This window comes from Limosilactobacillus coleohominis, from assembly GCF_016901675.1.
Taxonomy (GTDB): Bacteria; Bacillota; Bacilli; order Lactobacillales; family Lactobacillaceae; genus Limosilactobacillus; species Limosilactobacillus intestinavium.
In genome coordinates, this window is record NZ_JACJKU010000138.1 from 1 (window position 1) to 1,520 (window position 1,520).

A 1,520-nucleotide genomic window follows, 5' to 3' on the forward strand; every position below is an offset into this window, starting at 1 on the left:
CTTCAAATGTGTGTACAACATTTACATAAAACATGTACACAATATTTAACAAAGTAAAAAAGAGTAACAACTACTAATTTAGTAACTGTTACTCTTCTTTCTTATCTAAATATTCCAGCAAATTAGCTAATATATCTCTTCGATTATCGTAGATTCGTAGTATCTTAACCTTTCTTTATTCATCATGCACTTCATAAAATATAGTATTTTTTCGTAAATGCAAAAATTGATAGCCAGCTAACCAAGTAGACAAGTTCTCCGCTGATTTACATTCCACTCTTGTTAGATAAATACGGAATAAGATAATAAAAATAATAGATTCCCGCTAAAAAATAATAAATCCATTAGCAGGAATCTATTTAGTTATTTACCTTCATTTTTCTTTAACAGCTCAGTAATTTCTTTGAGGTATTGAGCCTCTTCACTTAATTTTGCAGGCTCTTCCTCCTTTTTATTTCTGAAGCGGTTAATCGCTTTAACCATCAGGAAAACGACAAAGGAGATGATCAAAAAGTTAATTACTGAGTTAAGAAAACTACCGTATTTGAACTGGGCATCGCCAATTGTCAAGACGAGATTAGAAAGGTCGATCTTACCAACGAATATCCCAATTAACGGGTCGACAAGGTTATTAACCAATGACTTAACGATTGATGTAAATGCAGCCCCAACGATAATCCCGACTGCCATGTCAATAACATTTCCTCGTGAAATAAAGTCTTTAAATTCTTTAATCATATGAGTCTCCTTTTTTTCGCTAGATACTTTTGGTAGAAGGAATATACCCATCCATTCTTAGAGCGGTTACTTTGCCATCAGCTTTTACCTGAACATCTTTTTCATAGGTAATGTAGTCATAGTAGTTGTCAATTCCATAAACTCGTTGTAGTAAATCGTTCCAGAAGGTCTGTCGATCTGCGTCCTCTCGCCCTTTATTATCAGTAGACCAGTTCTTCATAAATTCTCGTGCTGCTTGTTGTCGTGTTGGCATAGTCTAGTTACTTTCGTGCTATTAGTGCTTAATATTATAACCACTAATTAACTTACTTTCCACCCTTCTTCTATCTAAAAGCAGTACACACCGCAAGCCGATTTACAGAACCGATTTTGAATTTTAGGTTGAATCGGAACTTTGAATTGGTAAAATGCTGATATGTTCAAATTAATCGCAAAACTGATTTACCAGGAATACGATTTAGAACAGTTCAAATGAATCGGTTAAATTAAGATGAATTGGTGGTTAGTATGGTAATGTACACTAAAAAGGAAATGGCAGAGCTGCTAGGTGTTAGTAAGTCGACGGTCTACCGCTTTATACAGGAAAATGGTATCAATTTCCCAATCACCAATACGTTGACGATCATTAATAAACTTAGGACGATCATGAATTGAAAGATAATTAGTTTTTGGTTCCTGATGTTTTCTAGTGTTTTTAGGATGACGTGTACGGTGTTTATGTCTTAAATGTCTTTTAATTCCCGTATCACCGTGTGACGAGAACTTCTCACCCAAATTATGCT

3 protein-coding genes and 1 pseudogene are annotated in these 1,520 nt (G+C 34.5%); 1 reads left to right on the plus strand and 3 read right to left on the minus strand.

Annotation, left to right across the window (positions count from 1 at the left end):
* Positions 1-363 precede the first annotated feature (363 nt).
* On the minus strand, positions 364-738 hold the full coding sequence (gene mscL / locus H5975_RS08020) for a large-conductance mechanosensitive channel protein MscL (protein WP_204785601.1): 375 nt from the start codon (positions 736-738) through the stop codon (positions 364-366).
* A gap of 19 nt (positions 739-757) precedes the next feature.
* The gene (locus H5975_RS08025; protein ID WP_204785602.1) at positions 758-991 is read right to left on the minus strand and encodes a type IIL restriction-modification enzyme MmeI; all 234 of its coding nucleotides are present in this window, start codon (positions 989-991) and stop codon (positions 758-760) included.
* Positions 992-1,245: 254 nt separating this feature from the next.
* On the opposite strand from H5975_RS08025, the gene H5975_RS09290 reads away from it, so the two are divergent.
* The gene (locus H5975_RS09290; RefSeq protein WP_428832690.1) at positions 1,246-1,392 is read left to right on the plus strand and encodes a helix-turn-helix domain-containing protein; all 147 of its coding nucleotides are present in this window, start codon (positions 1,246-1,248) and stop codon (positions 1,390-1,392) included.
* Here H5975_RS09290 and H5975_RS08030 read toward each other — a convergent pair.
* Positions 1,324-1,520, minus strand: a pseudogene (locus H5975_RS08030) (IS30 family transposase); the annotation flags it as partial. The gene H5975_RS09290 and the pseudogene H5975_RS08030 sit on opposite strands and share 69 nt — an antisense overlap.